20 protein-coding genes are annotated in these 19,184 nt (G+C 65.5%); 3 read left to right on the top strand and 17 right to left on the bottom strand.

The features are described 5' to 3' along the window. Nucleotides 1–52: 52 nt before the first annotated feature. From FB464_RS10250 to FB464_RS10265, 4 genes are read right to left on the bottom strand one after another with little or no spacing between them, the layout of a single operon-like run. Nucleotides 53–781, bottom strand: a complete 729-nt coding sequence (locus tag FB464_RS10250; RefSeq protein WP_116413951.1) for a glucose 1-dehydrogenase — start codon at nucleotides 779–781, stop codon at nucleotides 53–55. Between the two features lie 25 nt (nucleotides 782–806). Then, nucleotides 807–1,202 (bottom strand): nuclear transport factor 2 family protein, encoded by a 396-nt coding sequence (locus tag FB464_RS10255; protein ID WP_116413950.1) that lies wholly within the window; start codon nucleotides 1,200–1,202, stop codon nucleotides 807–809. Next, the gene (locus tag FB464_RS10260; RefSeq protein ID WP_142206661.1) at nucleotides 1,199–2,395 is read right to left on the bottom strand and encodes an acyl-CoA dehydrogenase family protein; all 1,197 of its coding nucleotides are present in this window, start codon (nucleotides 2,393–2,395) and stop codon (nucleotides 1,199–1,201) included. Before FB464_RS10260 ends, FB464_RS10255 begins: the two co-directional genes overlap by 4 nt. 56 nt (nucleotides 2,396–2,451) lie before the next feature. Next, a complete protein-coding gene (locus FB464_RS10265) occupies nucleotides 2,452–3,000 on the bottom strand; it encodes a flavin reductase family protein (RefSeq protein ID WP_116413948.1) in 549 nt (182 codons plus the stop codon). 186 nt (nucleotides 3,001–3,186) lie between these two features. Here FB464_RS10265 and FB464_RS10270 point away from each other — a divergent pair, with 186 nt between their 5' ends. The 3 genes from FB464_RS10270 to FB464_RS10280 are packed head-to-tail and all read left to right on the top strand — an operon-like array spanning nucleotide 3,187 to nucleotide 6,919. After that, complete coding sequence (locus FB464_RS10270; protein WP_142206662.1) at nucleotides 3,187–4,329, top strand: sugar ABC transporter substrate-binding protein; 1,143 nt, start codon at nucleotides 3,187–3,189, stop codon at nucleotides 4,327–4,329. Further along, on the top strand, nucleotides 4,329–5,876 hold the full coding sequence (locus FB464_RS10275; RefSeq protein WP_116413946.1) for a sugar ABC transporter ATP-binding protein: 1,548 nt from the start codon (nucleotides 4,329–4,331) through the stop codon (nucleotides 5,874–5,876). The genes FB464_RS10270 and FB464_RS10275 overlap by 1 nt, the downstream gene beginning before the upstream one ends. Then, entirely contained in the window at nucleotides 5,873–6,919 is a 1,047-nt protein-coding gene (locus tag FB464_RS10280; RefSeq protein WP_116413945.1) for an ABC transporter permease, read from the top strand. Before FB464_RS10275 ends, FB464_RS10280 begins: the two co-directional genes overlap by 4 nt. Nucleotides 6,920–6,994: 75 nt before the next feature. On the opposite strand, the gene FB464_RS10285 is transcribed toward FB464_RS10280, so the two are convergent. The 13 genes from FB464_RS10285 to FB464_RS10345 all read right to left on the bottom strand — a co-directional run bounded on the left by FB464_RS10285 (nucleotide 6,995) and on the right by FB464_RS10345 (nucleotide 19,184). After that, the gene (locus tag FB464_RS10285; RefSeq protein WP_116413944.1) at nucleotides 6,995–8,215 is read right to left on the bottom strand and encodes an acyl-CoA dehydrogenase family protein; all 1,221 of its coding nucleotides are present in this window, start codon (nucleotides 8,213–8,215) and stop codon (nucleotides 6,995–6,997) included. A 94-nt stretch (nucleotides 8,216–8,309) separates the two neighbouring features. Next, a complete protein-coding gene (locus FB464_RS10290) occupies nucleotides 8,310–9,146 on the bottom strand; it encodes an LLM class F420-dependent oxidoreductase (protein WP_116413943.1) in 837 nt (278 codons plus the stop codon). After that, nucleotides 9,143–9,565 (bottom strand): SRPBCC family protein, encoded by a 423-nt coding sequence (locus FB464_RS10295; protein ID WP_246093182.1) that lies wholly within the window; start codon nucleotides 9,563–9,565, stop codon nucleotides 9,143–9,145. Before FB464_RS10295 ends, FB464_RS10290 begins: the two co-directional genes overlap by 4 nt. Before the next feature lie 5 nt (nucleotides 9,566–9,570). After that, a complete protein-coding gene (locus FB464_RS10300; protein WP_116413941.1) occupies nucleotides 9,571–11,139 on the bottom strand; it encodes a long-chain-fatty-acid--CoA ligase in 1,569 nt (522 codons plus the stop codon). A gap of 31 nt (nucleotides 11,140–11,170) precedes the next feature. Beyond that, complete coding sequence (locus FB464_RS10305; RefSeq protein ID WP_211327311.1) at nucleotides 11,171–12,076, bottom strand: SDR family NAD(P)-dependent oxidoreductase; 906 nt, start codon at nucleotides 12,074–12,076, stop codon at nucleotides 11,171–11,173. Next, nucleotides 12,073–13,242 (bottom strand): CaiB/BaiF CoA transferase family protein, encoded by a 1,170-nt coding sequence (locus FB464_RS10310; RefSeq protein ID WP_116413939.1) that lies wholly within the window; start codon nucleotides 13,240–13,242, stop codon nucleotides 12,073–12,075. The genes FB464_RS10305 and FB464_RS10310 overlap by 4 nt, the downstream gene beginning before the upstream one ends. Continuing rightward, complete coding sequence (locus FB464_RS10315) at nucleotides 13,239–13,715, bottom strand: Zn-ribbon domain-containing OB-fold protein (protein ID WP_170151865.1); 477 nt, start codon at nucleotides 13,713–13,715, stop codon at nucleotides 13,239–13,241. Before FB464_RS10315 ends, FB464_RS10310 begins: the two co-directional genes overlap by 4 nt. 31 nt (nucleotides 13,716–13,746) lie before the next feature. After that, a complete protein-coding gene (locus FB464_RS10320) occupies nucleotides 13,747–14,928 on the bottom strand; it encodes a thiolase C-terminal domain-containing protein (RefSeq protein ID WP_116413937.1) in 1,182 nt (393 codons plus the stop codon). Then, nucleotides 14,925–15,833 carry a beta-ketoacyl-[acyl-carrier-protein] synthase family protein gene (locus FB464_RS10325; RefSeq protein ID WP_142206663.1) on the bottom strand — a complete coding sequence of 303 codons (909 nt, stop codon included), beginning with the start codon at nucleotides 15,831–15,833 and terminating at the stop codon, nucleotides 14,925–14,927. Before FB464_RS10325 ends, FB464_RS10320 begins: the two co-directional genes overlap by 4 nt. Nucleotides 15,834–15,911: 78 nt before the next feature. Continuing rightward, nucleotides 15,912–16,349 (bottom strand): MaoC family dehydratase, encoded by a 438-nt coding sequence (locus FB464_RS10330; RefSeq protein ID WP_116413935.1) that lies wholly within the window; start codon nucleotides 16,347–16,349, stop codon nucleotides 15,912–15,914. Next, nucleotides 16,349–16,846 (bottom strand): FAS1-like dehydratase domain-containing protein, encoded by a 498-nt coding sequence (locus FB464_RS10335; RefSeq protein WP_211327309.1) that lies wholly within the window; start codon nucleotides 16,844–16,846, stop codon nucleotides 16,349–16,351. The genes FB464_RS10330 and FB464_RS10335 overlap by 1 nt, the downstream gene beginning before the upstream one ends. After that, nucleotides 16,839–17,948, bottom strand: a complete 1,110-nt coding sequence (locus FB464_RS10340; RefSeq protein ID WP_116413933.1) for an acyl-CoA dehydrogenase family protein — start codon at nucleotides 17,946–17,948, stop codon at nucleotides 16,839–16,841. Before FB464_RS10340 ends, FB464_RS10335 begins: the two co-directional genes overlap by 8 nt. Before the next feature lie 3 nt (nucleotides 17,949–17,951). Next, the gene (locus tag FB464_RS10345) at nucleotides 17,952–19,184 is read right to left on the bottom strand and encodes an acyl-CoA dehydrogenase family protein (protein WP_116413932.1); all 1,233 of its coding nucleotides are present in this window, start codon (nucleotides 19,182–19,184) and stop codon (nucleotides 17,952–17,954) included.

Genomic DNA, 19,184 nt, shown 5'->3' on the forward strand with positions numbered 1-19,184 from the left:
GAGGGCTGCGTCGAGCACGGACGCAGCCCTCGCACGGCCCCCACCGGCCGGATCAGATGCTGGCCGTGACCCCGCCATCCGCAGTGAACTCGGAGCCCGTCGAATAGCTCGACGCATCCGAGGCCAGGAACAACACGAGCTGGGACAGCTCACCCGGGCGACCGAGCCGCTTCATGGGGATCGACTCGGCCAGAGCATCCATCTCCTCTGCATTGCCGTTGTTGACCATCGGCGTGTCGATCGATCCGGGATGCACCGAGTTCACCCGGATCCCGTACTGCGCGAACTCGAGGGCTGCCGTTTTGGTCATCCCTCTCACCGCGAACTTCGACGCGTTGTATCCGATGGCGTTCGGAATGCCCACCATTCCCGCGATGGAGGAGATGTTGACGATCGAGCCGCCACCCGCCTTCCTCATCGACGGCAGCACGGCCTTCATCCCGAGGAACACCGCGACCTGGTTGACGTCGATCAGTTTGCGGTAGGTCGCCTCGCTCATCTCTTCGATCGGCTGGTTGATCGTGATTCCCGCGTTGTTGACCAGAACGCCGATCGGCCCGAAGGCCGCCTCGGTCTTCGTCACGACGTCGAGCCAGTCGGTTTCGCGCACTACGTCATGTCTGATGAACCGCACACTCCCGCCGAGCTCTTCGGAGAGCTTCTCGCCCGCCGACTCGTTGAGATCGGTGAAGACCACCCGTGCGTCCTCATCGACAAAAGCCCTCACGTGGGAGGCGCCCATTCCCTGGGCGCCTCCCGTGATCAGTACGGTCTTGTCCATCAGTCCCTGTTTCCTTCCGACTCCGTCATCGCAGCGAGATACCGAGGCCCGCTTCGAGGAATCCCACATCGAAGTAGTCCCGCCAGACGGCGATTCTGCCGCCCTGCATCTCCATCACTCCCATGACGGGCAGTGCGACATCCGGAGCATCTGATCCTTTCACCCCGATGTAGTCGATCCGCTCGGTGAGAATGACCCCGTCGGCCGTGGAGCCGATATGGAGTGTCTCGATCTTCAGGGTCAGACCGTCGAGAGTGCCCGCGATGTGTGCCCGGATCGCCTCGGTTCCCGGCTCGCGATGCGGCAGGGGCACGTCGATGTACTCGGCGTCAGGAGTGAAGAAGGTCATCATCCGGTCGACCTCGTTCGTCTCCCAGCACGAGAAGAAGTCGAGCACCGACGCTTCGTCCGCCGCGCTCACAGCAGCGACGTCACTTGCTCGTCGAGGCCGAGGAGCGCCTTGCTGTAGATCTCACGGCCGATGTCGTAGTTCGTCGCACCATGACGCCCCGCGACCTCCAGGTCACGCCACTGGCGCTGGATCGGGTTGCTCGACGCGAACCCGCCGGCACCGCTGACGTTCAGCAGCAGTTCGGCCGCCTCACGGGTGCGGCGGGCCACGTAGCCGAGGTCCATCCGTGCCTTCGCCTTCTCGAGGTAGGTCAGCGCCCGCCCCTCGGCGGCAGCCTTGTCGACGACATCGGTCGCCTGGTAGAGGTGGAGGCTCGCGGTGTCGATGAGCTGGGCCGCATCGGCCATGTTGAGCTGCACCGAGGGAGAGTCGATGGCGTGGTCGTACCGCGTGTAGGCGATGGCCCTGTTGCGGTCGAGCCCTGCACGCACATAGTCGTAAAGCCCCTGGGCCATTCCGACGAGGGGAACGGCGACGTTGAAGGTCGACGTCACACCGAACGACGACCAGTAGAGCGTCTCGTCCGTGAACTCCGAGGCGATGTTCCCGGCGAGTCCCCCGCCCATCGAGACGACGAGGTCGTCGGCGACGAAGACCTTGTCTGCAACGACGGTGTTGCTGCCCGTGGCCAGCATGCCGGCGACATCCCAGGTGTACTCGTAGCCCAGTTCTGTCATCGGGATGAACGCCAGCCCGAGATCGAGCACCGTGCCTTCGTCGTCGACGACGTTGAAGGCGACGCCCGCCCACGCCGAGTTCAGGCTTCCCGACGCATACGGCCACTTGCCCGAGACGATGAAGCCCCCAGGGACCTTCTCTGAGGTGTAGGTTCCGCCGAAGACGACACAGGCGTAGCCCTCGCCGTAGGCGTTGATCTTGTCTTGCGCGGCGCCCGGGAACATGCCCGTGACCCAGTCTCCGCCGTTGAGCAGAGCCGTCACCCACGCCGTCGAGGGGCAGTAGCGTGCCATCTCGTTGATGACCTGGGCGTACTGATGCAGGGGCAGCTCGTAGCCACCGGTGCGCCGCGGCCGCCACATCTTCCAGAACCCGGCGTCTTCGATGATGCGTACGACCTCATCGTCGAGCCGACGGGTCTTCTCGACGTCGGCGGCTCGCTCTCTCATCAGCGGGCCGAGTTCACGGACCTTCTCGAGAAGCATCTCGGTCGTCTCTGTTGGACTGGTAATGACATCACTCACCGTGTCTCCTTTGACTGGATCGGTTCTGTCTTGCGTTGGGGTAGAACGGAAAAAGATCAGATGGCGCTGTGGTCTCCAAGAGCGTGCCACGTGCGGTTGTGATAGACGAGTGGAGCAAACGAACTCTCCGGGGCGAGGGTGTTGTTGACGACTTCGAGCGCCTCGACCACCATGACCGTCGCGGTGCCGGCGTCGATGCGCTGCACGACCCGGGCACGGATCCAGCGGTCCACGCCACCGAACAGCGGCTCCCCCGTCTCCAACCGGCTCCACAGAGTCGTGTCAGCGAAGCGGTCGATGCCGCTCGTCGAGCAGAGCCGCGCGATGTCGAGATCGGCGACCCCCAGGAGGTGCACGACCACGGTGTCGGCCTTCAGCAGCGTGGGCGTGCTCGACGAGAGCTCGGACAGGGAGAAGACCAGGAGTGGCGGGTTGACGCTCACCGAGATGACGCTCGTCGCGGTCAGGCCGACAGGACCGTCGCCGATGTCGGCTGTGACGACGGCAACGCCGGAGGGGTGGTCACGAAAGATCCCGGTGAAGTCCTTGATCTCGACCTGGCTCTGGTGTGCTGCTTCGGTCTCTGCTGCAGGTGTTGCCTTCATCGTGCATTCCCGTCCTCGCGACTCACGTTGGTCTCAGTGTCATCGAAACCCTGCATATTGTCAACCAATTGGTCGGTAGGTAAAAGAACGATTGTTTGACTTCCAACCAGACGCTTGGTAGAAATACAGCAGTATTGCGCGCCCGGGTCCCCGGCACAGTGCAAACGAATTGACAAAGGAGTCATTTTGCGAAAACCAGCACTGGCGATCACGGGCGCTGCCCTCGTCGCTCTCGCCCTGACAGCCTGCTCGTCAGGCTCCGCTTCGACGGGCGCAGGCTCCTCTGTGTCTGCTGCCGACTGCCCGCAGTTCGACAGCTCGAAAGCCCACTACACAACACCTCCGACGACCCCCAATCCCGCAGCGAAGCAGAAGAACATCGCCATCGTCGCGGTGGGGATGTCGTCACCGACCGTCGCCGTCGGTGCGGCCGGCGTCGAGGCCGCCATCACCGACATCGGCTGGCAGTACACGCTCTACGACGCCAAACTCGATCCTTCCGCCTTCTCAACTCTCGTGCGCCAGGCCATCACGAACAAGGCGGATGGCATCATCGGCGTCGGCCTCGACGCTCCTCTCGTCAAAGCTGCCATCGAAGAAGCAACGGCTGCGGGCATCCCCTCCATCTCCGTGCAGGGTTGGGATCTCGACCAGGACCCGGACACCTCCACCGAGACGCCTGTCTTCTCGACCCGCATCAGTTTCGGCGACCGCTTCCCCGACTTCGCCGACGTCGTTCGCGCCAGTGCGGCCGACGCGGCCGACTACCTGACCTCGAAAGCAGGATGCTCGGGCACGATCCTGGACTTCTCCAACAACGAGTACACGACCCTCAAGCTGATCAATCAGGGTTTCACCGGCGAGATGAGCACGAACTGCCCGAACTGCAAGGTCGTCGATGTGCCGTGGACGGCAAGCCAGTTCGGCCCGGAGCTGACCGGCATCGCCAAGGCCGCGATCCTGAAGAACCCGGATGTGAAGGCCATCCAGGCTGGCACCAACCCGCAGCTCGGAATCACCCAGGCGATCGTGCAGTCGGGATACCAGGACAAGGTGTCGACTCTCGGCGGCTTCGGGCTCGCTGCCGACTTCGCTGTCTCGACGCAGGATCAGGGCCTGAACGCCACGACATCGTGGCCCGTCGAATGGTGGTCGTACGCGGCAGTCGACACGCTCAACAGCTACTTCAACAAGACGGAGCCCGTCGATGAAGGACTCGGCTGGAAGATCGTCGACAAGGCCAGCGGCTTCCCCGACGGAGACTCCGACTTCAAGCCGCCCTTCGACGTTCCCGCTGCCTACAAACTGAGCTGGGGAGTCTCCAACTGATGCCGGAGACTCCGGTTCTCGAGAGCCTCGGCACCGCGCTCAGCGTGCGGGGGCTCTCGAAGACCTACGGCAGCACGAAGGCTCTCGACGACGTGGCACTCGACCTGCGCTGGGGGGAAGTGCACGCGTTGGTCGGGGGCAATGGATCGGGTAAATCGACCCTGATAAAGATCCTCGCCGGAGTTGTTGCGGCTGACGCCGGCGAACTCCGTGCCGACGGCGAGACGACAGAGCTCATCCACCAGACCCCCGGCGATTCGGCGCGGGCAGGGCTCCGGTTCGTTCACCAGGACATGGCGATCATGCCCCTGCTGAGCGTCACCGAGAACCTGGGGCTCGGCGGGCGTTTCGTGACCGGCAGGTTCGGCCGCATCCAGGGCAGAAGCAACAGGGCGCACGTTCTGAAGACCCTGCAGCGCTTCAACCTGAGGGTCGAGCCGAGCGCGCGCGCCGCGACACTCTCGACCCCGCAGCGAGCTCTGCTCGCGATCTCGCGCGCCCTGCAGGACATCGACGAGACCAAACGGGCCATCCTGTTCCTCGACGAACCGACGGCGGCACTGCCGCCCGAGGAGGCCGACGAGCTGCTGAGGTCGCTGCGCGACCTGGCCGACGCCGGCCACTGCATCGTGCTGGTCAGCCACCGGCTCGATGAGGTGCGCGCGGCCGCAGACCGTGTGACCGGCATCCGCGACGGCCGGAACGCCGGCACGATCGATGCGCACAACCTGACCGAGGCCAACCTCGTCGAACTCATCCTCGGCGCCGAACTGCCTGAAATGAGCGAAATCGAGACCGTGCAGCTCGGCGACGACTTCGTCGTCGAGGTCGAGGGCGCGACGGGCGGGCCACTGAACGGTGCGACGGTGCAGGTGCGGCCAGGAGAGATCGTCGGGCTCGCAGGGCTCCTCGGCAGCGGCCGCACCGAACTCCTCGAGATGATCTTCGGGGTTCGCCGGATGGAGGCCGGCGAACTGCGGTTCGCCGGCGATCGCGTGAAGTCACCGGGCGCGGCGACCATGACGGCCCTCGGGGTGTCGTTCCTCCCTGAGGACAGAGCCGGCGGCGGCGTCTTCCCCGGGCACAGTATCGCGATGAACATGACGGCCGGACAGAACCGCAGGTACTTCTCCGGCCTGTCGATGCAGAGTTCCCGCCTGGCGAAAGATGTGAGAGACGACATCGTGCGGTACCGCGTGAAAGCGTCCAGCCCCTCCGCACCCATCGAATCACTGTCGGGCGGCAACCAGCAGAAGACGGCTCTCGGCCGCTGCCTCCGCACCTCCCCTCGGCTGCTCCTGCTCGACGAGCCCGCCCAGGGCATCGACGTCGGGGCCCGCGAGACCGTGATGACCCTCATCCTCGAGGCCTCGAAGAACGGCACCGCGGTCATCGTCGCAAGCTCGGAATTCGAGGAGCTCACCCGGCTGTGCCACCGGATCATCGTTCTCGCCGACGGCCGGAACGTCGACGAACTGCCGCAGGGCACCGGCGGCCACCAGATCCTCGAGTCGGTGCTCTCCCACAACGCAAGGACAAAGCAATGAAACGATTCCCCCATCCTTCTGAACTCTTCGAGCGCTTCGGTCTCGTGGGCCTGCTCGTGGTTCTCATCGTCTTCTTCTCGCTGAATCCGGCGACCCCCCAGTTCGCCACCGTGCTGAACTTCACCAACATCCTCTCGAACGAGTCGGTTCTCGGTATCCTCGTGATCGCCACAGTCATACCGCTCGTGGCGAACGAGATCGATCTCTCCCTCGGCCCGGTCGCCGGCCTCGGTTCGATTCTCTGTTCCGGCCTGATGTCGAAAGCCGGCTGGCCGCTCTGGGCTGCCGTCGCCGCAGCGATCATCGCCGGTCTGCTGGTCGGATGCATCAACGGTCTGTTGGTCGCCCGGTTCAAGATCAACTCGATCATTGCGACGCTCGGCACGTCGAGCATCATCGCCGCGGTCGTTCTCGCCTATTCGAACGGCCTGTCGATCGTGACGGGCATCAGCCCGGCCCTCATCGACCTCGGGTCAGGAAACTGGCTGGGACTGCCGAAGACCTTCTGGTTCTTCGCTGCGGCCGCGTTCATCGCCTACTACTTCCTCGAACAACTGCCGAGGGGGAAGGACCTCCGGGCAATCGGCGCAAGCCCGACCGCCGCCAAGCTGGTCGGCATCAATGTGTCCCGGCTGACCATCCAGAGCTTCATCGTCGCCGGAACGATTGCGGGCGGCGCAGGAGTTCTGCTGGTCGCGATCCAGGGTGCCGGAAATCCGCAGATCGGCGCGAACTACACCCTCCCCGCCATCGCAGCGGCCTTTCTCGGCGCCACGGCCATCCAACCCGGTCGTTACAACGTCTGGGGTTCGATCACGGCGGTGTTCTTCCTCGCCGTGAGCATCAATGGGTTGACGCTCTGGGGCGCTCCGCCCTGGGTCAATGATGCGTTCAACGGTGTCGCCCTGATCGTCGGCGTGGGGCTCGCGGTGTACGCCGGGAAGCTCCGGCTCACGAAGTCGGCACGCAGCGAGAAAGACGAGAGCAGTCCACCACCAGTGGCCGAGCGCGAACCGACTCCGGAATCGGCATACCGGAGCTGACGCCAGAAGAATCCGGTACGACAAAAGCCGGTGCGACCCGAGAGGATCGCACCGGCTTCTGTCTGTCGTCAGAACTCAGGAGGGAACGGGCCCGGCTCCGCGTTCAGCGCCGGCCTGCACGAGGTCGGCGATGACGGTGGGGCCGGCCTGCAGGATGGCATTCCGGTCCATCACCAGGTGCAGGTTCATGGCGTGCACGTTCAGGAACAGCTGTCCGATGATGTTGCCCCGTCGGAGTGCGCTCGTGCCCGCCCAGTAGTAGGCGAAGTCGACGCACTTGATGGCGACGTCGACCGCGTAACGGCTGACCTGCTTCGCGCGGTCGCCCCAGTAGGCCGTCATCGGGTTCGGGTCGTTCGTCGCGTAGTCGTCGACTCGTTCTACGAAGTCGTAGTAGGCGAGCCGGGCCGCGGTGAGCTCCGCATCCAGTACAGCGATGTCGTGCTGGAACAGCGGCTGGTCGGCCACGGTGGCGTACGGGCCGTCACGGCGCTTCCGTTGCTGTGCGAGAGTGGCGATCTCCTCGAGGGCCCGGCGCGCGGCTCCGAGAGACACGGGAGGCTGGCCGGTGACGCCGTGCACGGCAAGGCCGACGCGGTGCCGGGGCGCTCCCCTCAGCACGTGCTCGGGCCAGGGGTTCATCGAGAAGGTGAACTTCTCCTCGACCACCATCGCGGGGATCTCGTAGTCGATGCTCGACGTGGCCGACAACCCGATGACATCCCAGTTGCCTTCGAGAACAACCTTCTCGCGCGGCACGACCACCGCGATGAAGTGCGGTGAACCGTCTTCCAGCATCACGGGCCTGCCGTTCTCGTACACTGCACACCCGCCGACGAAGTGCGTGGCGACGTTGGCGCCCGACGCGAACTGGTACTTTCCCTCAACGAGGTACCCGTCGTCGGTCTTGACCGCCTTGCCGCGCGGAGCGGCCATGCCGGCGATCGTCGCCGTGCGGCCTTCACCCCAGAGCGCCTGCACACCCTCCTCGGGCAGCATCGCGGCGAAGAGACCGGTGAACCCGCCGACAGCGTGCAGCACCCAGCCGGAGCCATCGTCGTAGCGGGAGACCTCTTCGACCATCTTCTGGCAGGCCACATAGCTGTAGTCACCACGGCCGCCGAGGTATTCCGGCACATCGAACATGGCAAGCCCTGCGTCGAGGAACGCAGCGCAAGCCGTGGGTGTGAGTCCGTTGTTGCTCACAGAGGCTGCGGACTCCGACCGCAGGATCGGGCCGTACTCGCGGAGCGCCGCTTCGGCGGACTCCCGCACAGGAGGAGCAGTGATGGTCATGTCGGTTCACCTATCTTGTTGACGTCTTCGTTGAGGTCGGGCTGGAAGCCAAAATACACCAATCGATCGGTTGGTAGCAAGGGCTGGAGGTGGCTCACAGCACAGCCGAAGCCAGTTCGTCGAGTGCGGCAATCGTCTCGTCCTGGGGCAGTGTCGGCAGCAGGAAGACGCTCTCGTCCACACCCCACTCACGATAGACGTCAGCCTGCTCTGCACCCCCGGTGACACCGAAGATGTAGACGGGAATGTGGCCCCGCCCCGAGGTTCGGGAGCGGTCCCGCAGTTCCTGGAGGCGATCGGGCAGATCGGGCATCGCCGGCCAGCCGGGGTTGGGACACCAGGCATCGGCATAGTCGAGCACCCGGTCGAGAACGGTCGGCCCCATCCCGCCGAGCAGAATGGGCGGATGCGGGCGCTGCAGCGGTGCCGGTCGGAGTGTCGTGGGGGCGATGTCGACGAGCTGGCCGTGATATTCGGCGAGATCCTTCGCCCACAACTCCTTCATCGCGAGCACGCGCTCCCGCAGCAGCTTCGTGCGCGTTCCCGGGTTCGTTCCGTGCTGGCGCATCTCGTCGACGTTCCAGCCCGCGGCGATGCCGAAGTCGAACCGGCCGCGGCTCAGGTGATCCAGTGACACGACAGATTTGGCCGTGTGGATCGGATCGCGCTGCACCAGCACGCACATCCCTGTTCCGATCCGGAGTTCCGTGGTCGCACTCGCCGCGAAACTCAGGGCGACGAACGGGTCGTAGGTGCGGTAGTACTCCGGCGGAAGTTCGTCACCGCCCGGATACGGCGTCTCCCGGCTGGCCGGGATGTTGGAGTGCTCCGTGAAGAAGAGGGAGCTGAACCCGCGTTTCTCGGCTTCGATGGCGAGCACGTCGGGGCGGATGCTCTCGTCGGTGGGAAAAGTGACAAGCCCGATCTTCATTTTTCAGACTCTCGATTCGAACTGTCGTCGTAGGCGCCGAATCGTTCGACGAGTGCACTGATCGAGTTCTGCATCGAGCGGGCGATCGGAGCCGCCAGGCCGTCAGGACTGAGGTCGGTGCTGTACAGGACAAGACAGCTCGACTCTCCCGTGGGGATCACGTCGACCGTGGCCAGATGGGCGGTGACGGGCAGACCGCTCCGCACCGCGTACTGGATCCGCCGCAGTTCGTCGTCGAGCGTGACGATCTCCTCGACGATCTCTCCTCCTCGCTTCAGCGTGAGTGTGCGGAGCGATCCGTCCATCACCGCCGAAGCGATGCTCGGTGCCCATTCGGTGATCGCCGACGGCGATCCGACGACCTCCCATACCGTGGCGGCTGCGCTGGCAAGCCACCCGTGTTCCCTGATCGAGACCATCGTTCTCACGCCTCCGCATGCTGTTCGTGGCGATTCTCCGCCGACGTCTTCCTGTAGAACTCCCGCAGCTCGAACTTGACGACCTTGCCCGAAGGCGTGCGTGGCAGCTGGTCGACGAAATCGATCGTTGTGGGGCATTTGTAGCCGGCGAGCAGCGACTTGCAGAAGGCGATCAGCTCGGACTCACCGACGTCGCTGCCGGGTTCACGGATGACGACGGCCTTGACCGTCTCGATCCATTTCTCCGAAGGCACTCCGATCACCGCGCATTCGCGCACACCCGGGTGGCTCACCAAGGCATTCTCGACCTCTGCCGGGTAGACGTTCTCGCCGCCGGAGACGATCATGTCCTTCACCCGATCCTGAAGGAACAGGTAACCCTGGTCATCCATCAGAGCGGCATCCCCGGTTCGCAGCCACTCTCCGTCGACGAGTGTCTGGGCGGAGACGGCCGGCTGCTTCCAATAGCCGGCGAAGCCCTGGGGCGAGCGCACCCACATCTCGCCGACCGTGCCACGTTCGACATCCGTCCCGGTCTCCGGATCCACCAGGCGCACGACGGTGTCGCCGATGGGACGCCCGCACGAGCGCAGCAGCGCACGGTCGAGCAGGTGGTCCGCCGGGGTCAGGCTCGTGATCAAGGGGCACTCCGTCATACCGAAGCCCTGCACGAACTCGCAGTCGAAGGCGTCGAGGGCGCGTTGCAGAATGGACTGCGTCATCGGGCCTCCCCCGTAGTAGAGGTAGTCGAGCGAGCTGAAGTCGTTGGTCGCCAACCTCGGCGAGTTCAGCAGCATCAACACGACGGAGGGCACGGCGATGAGGTTTGTCACCCGACGCTGCTCGACGGTGTCGAGAATGAGGTCGGGATCCACATCACGCAGTAACAGTGTCGTCGCTCCTCGATAGAGGCCGGCAACCGCCCAGCCCGTGCCGCCGATGTGGAACAACGGCATGGTCGAGAGGCTGATCGAGCCGGGCTCGAAGCGTGCCACGTCGGCGAGGCTCGAGAGATACGAGAGGAAACCCCCGCTGGAGGTCATCACGCCCTTCGGCCGGCCGGTGGTCCCCGACGTGTAGATCTGCAGCACGACAGCGTCTGCCGCGACCGGGGCGTCGACAGGCTGCCCGAGGGCGTACTGGTCGAGCAGTTCCGTCCAGCTCACCAGACCGTCGTGCGCGGAGAGCGGGATGATGCGCCGCACCCCTGGCAGACGGTCGGAGACTCCGACGATCCGGTCGATGTACTCGTCGTCGACCACGAGCACGACGGCCTCGGCGTCTGACACCACCTCGACGATCTCGGGGACGGCGAGCCGCCAGTTGACCGGAACGGGCACCGCTCCTGCCTTGATCGTGCCGACCAGGTATTCGAAGTACTCGATACAGGTCTTCGCCAGGAAGGCGACTCTCTCGCCCCGCACGACGCCCATCGCCACCAGTGCCCGGGCGAACCGGTCGGAACGGTCATCCAGTCCCTCGTAGGTGAGGGACCTTCCGCCCGACTCGACGGCGACGACGCCGGGGCGCTCTGCAGCGTGAGCCCTCAGCGCTTCGGGGAGATCTGCAAACATGTCATCACTATTCGTCGGTGAACAGGAATTTTCAGGATGTCGGGTTCTCGAAGGCGGTGAACGACTTCTCGAGCAGGTCACGTTCGTCAGCGGCGCTCATCGGCACCGAGTACCCCTCTTCGGAGAGGATGGTCGACCACGAGTCACGAACATCTTCGATGGTGAGGTCCGGCGAATAGAAGCCCCGACCCTCACCGATGAAGATGCGAGCCACGCGCCCTGCCGCCACCGAGAAGATCTCTCCACTCACCGTGCAGTCCGAGTGTGCCAGATAGGCGACGACCGGCGAAACCAGATCTGGCCTCAGGCGACGCTCCCACTCTTCGTCGAGAATCCCGGCCGACATCGCCGTTGCGGCGATCGGCGCGATGATGTTGGCCGTGATGTCGTATTTCGCGCTCTCCAGCGCGATGACCCGCGAGAGACCGATCAGCCCCATTTTCGCTGCCCCGTAGTTGGCCTGGCCGAAGTTTCCGAAGAGGCCGGCTGCGGAGGTCGTCGAGATGATGCGGCCGTGGTTCTGCTCCTTCATGAGGCGGTACGCCGGCAACGTCACGTTGAACGCGCCACCCAGGTGCACGTCGAGCACCGGATCGACCTGCTCGGCGGTCATCTTCGCGAAGGACTTGTCCCTCACGATCCCGGCGTTGTTGACGAGGATGTCGACGGTTCCGAACGAGTCGACGGCCTGTTGGATGATCGCCGCCCCTCCCTCGGGTGTGGCCACAGAGTTCGTGTCGGCCACCGCCACTCCGCCCGCCGCGACGATCTCGTCGACGACTCTCTGGGCGTACGACTCGCCCGTGTCGGCTGACCGCGAGAGGTCGTTCACGACGATGCGCGCGCCCCGCGAGGCGAGCAGGAGGGCGTGGGCCCGGCCGAGGCCCGATCCAGAACCGGTGATGACGGCGACCCTGCCGTCGAACTGCATAGTCATACTCTGGCTCTTTCGTCTGCGTGTAGGGCGGCCGGCACGATGCCACCCGCTGCGATGAAGTCCTCGATGTCGCTCTCGCTGTAGCCGATCCCGGTGAGCACTTCGCGGGTGTGCTCGCCCAGCCGGGGTGCACGCTTTTCCACCTCGCCGGCATAGTCGTCGAAGTGGATGGGCTGGCGCACGACGCGCACCCCGCCCGACCCCTCGATTTCGACGATCGTTCCCCGCGCGATGACCTGTGGGTCGTTCGCGACAGCGCTGTCGTCGTTCACTCCCCCGAAGCCGACGCCGCGTGAGGCGAGTTCGTCTTCGATGTCGGCCAGTTCATAGTGGGTGAAGGCCTCCTCGAGTCGGCCCCTGAGCTCGCTTCTGCGCGCCTCCCGCTCGAGAGTCGGCACCTCGGCGAGGTCTGCCAAGCCGATGACGGCGCAGAGCTCGCGCCACTGGTGGTCCTCCCCTGTGATGCTGAGCGCTGCCAGCTCGCGCTTCGGGCCCACCCGGAAGACACCGTAGCCGGGATCTTCGGGTGGGTACGGCGCGGGGGTCATCGCATTGAGCGACGACGTCAGCGAGGTGCTCCGCAGGGCGACGAGGGCGTCGAGCATCGAGACGTCGACGTGCGTTCCCCTGCCACTCGATGTGCGGGCGAACAGCGACGTCACTATGCCGATGGTCGCGTACAGCGCCGACGTGGTGTCTGCCAGCGGAAGCTCGACCGGTGCCGGGTTCTCGCCCTGCGAGACGAAGCCTGCAAGGGCCTGGATGGAGAGGTCGTGGCCGCCGCGCCTGCTGAGCGGCCCCGTCTGGCCGTAACTGGAGATGGACGCATAGATGAGTTCCGGATGCTGCGACCGCAGCTTCTCGGCACCCAGCCCGAGTCGCTCCATCACGCCGGGACGAAAGCCTTCCATCAGCACGTCGGCCGTCTCGAGCAACCGGTGGAACGCGCCGATACCCGGCTCGTTCTTCAGATCGAGCACGATCGACCGCTTGTTGCGGTTGAGGCCCTCGAAGTGACCGGAGAAGCGCCGCGAGGGGTCACCCCCGTCCGGCCGCTCGACCAGGATCACGTCGGCTCCCAGGTCGGCGAGCACCAGCGAGGCGAACGGCCCCGGGTACTGCTCGGCGAGGGAGACGACGCGGATCCCTGTCAGCGGACCGGTCATGCCACTCCCGGCTCGAACCAGAAGTCGGTGACCCGGCCCTCCGGCTCGGGCGAGAAGACGGCGTGCACCGGCGACTCGATCGACAGAGCATCCGGCAGCGTCGTGCCGTCGCCGAGGTCGACGCCGTGCATGTAGTTGGCGATGGAGGAGGTCGCACCGTCGAGCTTCACGTAGACGACCGCGTAGGGAACGTCGGGGCTCCCGGCGAAGGGTGCAGTGACAACGGTGACTGCTTCGATGGTGCCGTTCAGCCCCACCTGCACCAGCTTGTCCGTCGGAACGAAGGCCTGCTCGTTGAACGACTTCGGGGGCACGGCCACTTCGCCGTTCTCCTCGCAGAGCGACCCCCAGATCTCTCCCTTGCGGAGGCCCTCGAAGAAGGCACTGGCGAAGGTGCCGATGGTGTACTGGTACCCGATGTGCCATTCGCCCGGTATACGCACTGTCTCTGTCTTACGCACTGTGTCTGTCATGTCAATTCCCTTGATCGCTGGTTGGAGGCTGTCACTCGGGGTCGGACGCGAGAACGGCGGCCGTGTAGAACTGGTCGATTCCGCCGCACGCTGTCGCCAGCGCCAGCTTCGCCCCATCGACCTGGTGGTCGCCCGCGCGACCCATCACCTGCAGTGCCGCTTCACCGAAGCGAACGAGGCCGGTCGCTCCGATCGGATTGGCTGTCATGCAGCCACCCGAGGGAACGACGGGGATCTTGCCGCCGAGCGCTGTGGCACCCGACTCGACCAACTCGATGCCGCGGCCGGAAGGCGCCAGGCCCATCGACTCGTAGTAGCCGATCTCGAGGTTGGAGAACGGTGCGTACACCTCGACGACGTCGAGCTGGTTGAGTGGATCGGTGATGCCGGCCTCGCGGTAGGCATCGGCGCAGGCCCAGCCCAGGGCGCGCGGAATCGCGAGGTCGGAGTCCGCGTCCTTGATGCGGTCTCCGATGCGGTAGACGTCTGTCGCGTGACCGCCGCCGCGCATCCATGCGACGCTCTTGTGGCGCTTGGCGTTCTCACCCGAGGTCATGACCACGGCTGCTGCGCCGTCGGAGCGCGGGCAGGTGTGCAGCAGCCGGAGCGGCCACGCCAGCGGACGCGAATTCTTGACGTCTTCGGTCGTGATGTGCTTGTGCAGGTGGGCGAACGGGTTCAGCAGGGCGTTGTCGAAGTTCTTCTTCGAGACCCAGGCCATGTGGTCCTCGGTCAGCCCGAAGTACTTCATCTGGCGTGAGGCCACCAGTGCGATGCCGGTGATGACGTTCAGCTGCACGTCCTGCTCGAAGATCGGGTCGAAGATCGTGGTGAACACGGCCTGGGCGTCGGGGGTCTCCGAGGTTCGCTGGAGCCCCACGACCAGCACCGTCTGGTACAGGCCGGACTCGATGAGCCGGGCACCGGCGATCGCCGCCGATCCCCCTGTCGCACCACCGGTGTGCACCCGCACGACCGGCTTGCCGACACCGCCGAAGGCCTCGATGCTCCATCTGTCGGGCTCGTAGACCCCCTCGAAGACTTCGGGTGCCGATGCGAAGACGACAGCGTCGATGTCGTCGATGTCCATCTGCGAGTCGGCGAGGGCTGCGCTGACGGCCTCGAATACGAGCTCAGGGCCGCTGACGTCTTCTCTCACGGTTCGGAACTTCGTCTGCCCGAAACCCAGGATGGCTGCTGCGTTGGTCGTCATTTCTTCTCCACTAGTACGGCGTTGGCGCTTTCGACTCCGAGTCCGGCCGCTGAGATGACCAGGGTCGGGCCGTCTATTCCGCTGTTCAGCGCATGAACGAGCGCAACGAGCCCTGCGGCGTAGCCGAGGTCGGCTGTCTGCGGATCTTCCCGCACGATTGCCGATTCGGGCACGGACAGAGCGGCCGCGATGTCGGCGCTCGCGATGCGGTGGAGCCCGGCCACGAAGACCCGGCTCAGTCGGCTCGCGTCGACGCCGGCGAACGCCAGCGCAGCGGCCGCGGCAGCCTGGGTGGGCTTCAGAACGGGTTCCCCCGGCCGGAGGTACGGTCCGGTCGATGATCCGAACCCGCTCAGCACGAGGTCACCGGCTTTCGGATGCCCGTCGGCGGTGATCACCACGGCTGTCGCCGTGTCGTTCGGCTGCAGCGGTTCTGCGCTGGTGATGACCACAGTGCCGGACTCAGCAGACTCGCGAAGACTCAGAATGGCGTCGGGGTGATACTTCAGCGAGCGGTGCATCGACGGTTCCAGCGCGAGGGCCGGGATCGCCGCCGGGTCGACGACATCGCTGAACTTGTTCCAGGAGGCGACCATCAGGGTCTCGGCTGCGCCGGAACCGACTTCTGCCGCACCCATCCAGACCGCGGCGAGACCGTCGTTGCAGACCCGCATCTCGCTCTTGTGGAACGAGCCCGACGAGCCTGTGAGGGTCATCGTCGAGATCGCCCGGCCGTCGTTCAGGTCTGACGACGCCATGCAGACTCCGTCGATCTCGCCGATCGTCATCTTCGCAGCGACCAGAGCCTCGGACGTCGCCGAGTAGATCAGCTCGTCAAGGGCCCCCGGGATCTCCGCACTCGGTGGGAGCAATGACCATCCCGCTATGCCGATCTTCAACGCCATCGTCGCAAGCCTCTCTGCTTGTTTGCCAACCAACCGCTTGATTGGTTTTTTTCATGGTGCCACGCGGCACCCGTTCTGTCAAACGGCGGATCGCCTGCCCACCCGCACGTCTGCAGAACCCTCGAACACCACGATCTCCAGCTGGTTCACCACGCGCAGAGCGATGACGGCGCTTGAGCCGTCTTCAGAACATTCCTCGACGCGCAGCCCGGCCGTCAGGGTGTCGTCCGGCCACACCTGGGCGCGGAAACGCCCGCCGAACCGGGCCAGGCTGTCGGCGCCGAAGAGGTCGGTGAGCGCGCTTCCAGCCAGGGCCATCGTCAACATGCCATGCGCAAAGACCGAGGGGTAGCCTGCCACACCGACGGCATACGGCTCGTCGGTGTGCAGTGGATTGAAGTCGCCGGAGGCACCGGCATACTGCACGATCTGCCCACGGGTCAGATGCTGCACCAGCAGCCTCGACCACGATGCGCCGGGACGCACTTCTGCCGCGGTGACACGGTTCGTCGCCATCAGGCCTCCTGCCCGGGCGGCGGCAGGGTCACACCAACCAGGGTGCTGGTGACGACAAGCTCCCCGTCACCGTCCCGGAACTCCGTGATGCGCTCGAAGAACGCCATCGTGCCGCGCCGCCCCTCCTTCTGCCACGACCTCCCGTCACGGGTCGTCGCGAGCAGAACATCGCCCGCCACGATCGGGCGGTGGTATTCGAAGCTCTGCTCGGCGTGCAGGGTCGCGCCCGTTGCGGTCTCGCCTGTGGGCCCCGCCTCTGCCGGACTCCGATCGGCGACGCCACCGGTCCCGATCCACGGCTCATTCATGCGCGGACGGAACTCATAGTCGGGCAGCACGTGCTGCAAGGTCTGCGTGAAAGTCGGCGGAGCCAGGGCCGGCGTCTCGACGTAGGCGGGGTTCTCATCGCCGATCGCCCGCGCGAAGAGAAGAATCTGCAGCGGTTCCACCCGGAAGAGAACCGCGGCCTCCTCCTTCAGAGGTGGAGGCTCAGCCACGGGCGAAGAGCTGGGACGCGATGTCGTCACGGTGCTGCCACGTCGTGCCCATGGTCTGCCGACTGGTGATCGCGCGCCGGTAGAACAGGTGCGCCGGATGCTCCCAGGTGTACCCGATCCCACCGAGCACCTGGATGGTGCTCGCGGCGACCTTCACCGAGGCCTCCGAGCAGACCGACTTCGCAGAGCGCACCACCGGGTCCTGCTGCCCGGCATCCTGCTGTAGCGCCCAGGCCGCGTGCAGCCCCGTCGCCGATGCCGCTTCGACCAACACCGCCGAGTCGGCACAGCGGTGCTTGACCGCCTGGAACGAGCCGATCGCGCGCCCGAACTGTGTTCGGCTGGCCGCGTGTTCGACGGAGATCTCGAGGCACCGACGTGCCGCACCGACCTGTTCGGCCGTGATGCAGAGAGTGGCCACCGCGACGACCCGCTCACGTACCCCTGCCGCCGAAGCGGCGCTGCCGATCGGCGTCACGGGGGCCGCGTCGAACCGGATGCGGCCGACCGGCCGGGTCAGATCGAGCTGTTCCCGGGCCGACCGTTCCAGGGCTTCCGGCTGGTCGACGAGAAAGCACCGCACGCCGTCGCCCGAATCGGCGAACAGCACCACCTGGTCTGCGTCGGTGCCGTCGAACACGTAGTCCGAGACACCCGAGACGATCCAGTGACCCGATTCGTCCTGGCTCGCCGTCAGGCCGGACGGCCGGTTCCACTCGAGGCCTGCGACGGCGCCCCGCACGGCACCGGCCAGCAGCTGCCCGAGCAGCTCGGCGAAGTCATCCTCTGTGTCGGCAGTGACGATCAATTCGGCAGCGAGCATGGTCGAGAGCAGTGGTCCGCCGTACAGCACACGCCCGAGTTCCTCGAAGACCACGAAGAGCTCCACCAGGCCTGCACCCGATCCGCCCCTCTCCTCGGGTATGGCGAGGCCGACGAGTTCGAGTTCTGCACACAGCCGGTCGAACACTCTCACGTCGTGCGGGCGCTCCAGGGAGTTCTCCGTGCGCTGCACCAGCGTGTGCTCCGGGCTCTCCTGTTGGAGGAAGGAACGCATCAGGTCCTTCAGTTGCTCCTGGTCCTCATCCAGTTCGAAGAACATGACCTACCTCGCGTCTTTCGGGAGCCCGAGGATGCGCTCGCCGATGATGTTGCGCTGGATCTCGCTCGAGCCGGCGTAGATCGTCGCAGCGCGGGCGCGGAGGAAGTAGTCGGCCCACGCCCCGGAGGTGTTCGGCGTTCCCGCCTCCGCCGCGGGGAAGCTCATGCCCTGCAGCCCGTCGCCGGTCGGGATGATGCCGTCGATTCCCATGATGTCCATCGCCAACTCCGTCGTCTCCTGCAGCCACTCGCTCCAGAACAGCTTGTGGATCGACGACTCAGCGCCGATCTCGTGGCCGTTCACCCACTGGCTCACCGCGCGCATCCCCATGCTGCGCATCTGCTCGACACCCTCGGCGCTGCGAGCGAGTCGCTGCCGGACAGTGTCATCGCCCGCCTTGTCGTACCGGATCGCGAGCTGCACCAGTCGTTCGAGGTCCTGGCCGAACTTCATCGGCAGCGTGGCCGCGGCTTCGCCCCGCTCGAAACCGAGCAGCGTCATTGCCATCCGCCAGCCGTCGTTCACCTCGCCCACGATGCTCTCGACCGCGCACCGGGCACCATCGAAGAAGACCTCGTTGAACTCCTCCTCGCCGGTCAGCGTCTTCAGCGGACGGAGCGTCACGCCCGGCTGGTCGATCTTCACCAGCAGCAGGCTCAGGCCGCGATGCCGCACTGCGTCGGGATCGGTCCTGCAGAGAACGAAGATATGAGTGGCGAGGTGGCCATACGACGTCCAGGTCTTCTGACCCTCGATGACCCACTCGTCGCCGTCACGGTGAGCACGCGTGCGGACGCCGGCGAGGTCGGAACCCGCCTCAGGTTCGGAGAAGCCCTGGCACCAGACGTCGTCCTTGCTCAGGATGCGTGGCAGGTAATACTGTTTCTGGTCTTCGGTACCGAACTTCAGAAGGGTCGAACCGAGCATCTGAATGCTGAAGTTGTCGTTCAGCCCACCCTGCGGAACACCGGCCTTCGTGAACTCCTCCGCCAGCACCAGCTGGTCGAGCGGGGTGAGCCCTGCTCCACCGTACGACTCCGGCCAGCTCACGGCGAGCAGGTTGTTCCTGTGGAGCGTCGCCCGCCAGGCGTCGATGAAGACCACCTGTTCCTCGGTCGGGATCGAGCCGAGCCCGTTCCAGCCCGCGGGCAGCTGTGCAGAGAGGAACTCCTGCACGCGCTGACGGAACTCTTCGGCGCTGTCCGGGTAGGGCGAAGCGGCCCTTTCGCTTGTCAT

It is taken from the genome of Subtercola boreus (genome assembly GCF_006716115.1).
Taxonomy (GTDB): domain Bacteria; phylum Actinomycetota; class Actinomycetes; order Actinomycetales; family Microbacteriaceae; genus Subtercola; species Subtercola boreus.